Below are 476 nucleotides of genomic sequence, written 5' to 3'. Positions count from 1 at the left end.
AACTGCGGACGGTAGTTCGTGAAGAACGGCGTATGACGGCCGCCTTCTTCCTTCGTCAGGATGTAGGCTTCAGCCTTGAACTTCTTGTGCGGCTTGACCGAACCCGGCTTGCACAGAATCTGACCACGCTCGACGCCGTCACGGTTAACACCGCGAACCAGTGCACCGATGTTGTCGCCAGCCTGGCCCTGGTCGAGCAGCTTGCGGAACATTTCAACGCCGGTAACAGTCGTCTTCGAGGTCGGACGGATGCCGACGATTTCGACTTCTTCGCCAACCTTGACGATACCGCGCTCAACGCGACCCGTCACAACCGTACCACGGCCAGAGATCGAGAACACGTCTTCGATCGGCATCAGGAACGGCTGGTCGATCGGACGCTCAGGCGTCGGGATGTAGGCGTCAACCTGAGCCATCAGCTCGCGGATCGCGTCTTCACCGATCTTCTTGTCGCTGTCTTCAAGAGCAGCAAGCGC

General features: G+C 59.0%; 1 protein-coding gene. It reads right to left on the bottom strand.

Annotation, left to right across the window (positions count from 1 at the left end):
- On the bottom strand, nucleotides 1-476 hold a 476-nt coding region (locus tag FS804_RS24720; protein WP_246665959.1), incomplete at both ends, for an EF-Tu/IF-2/RF-3 family GTPase.

Origin of the sequence: Agrobacterium sp. DE0009 (genome assembly GCF_007680755.1) — a bacterium.
GTDB lineage: Bacteria > Pseudomonadota > Alphaproteobacteria > Rhizobiales > Rhizobiaceae > Agrobacterium > Agrobacterium tumefaciens_B.
This window is presented reverse-complemented; position numbering and strand designations above follow the sequence as displayed.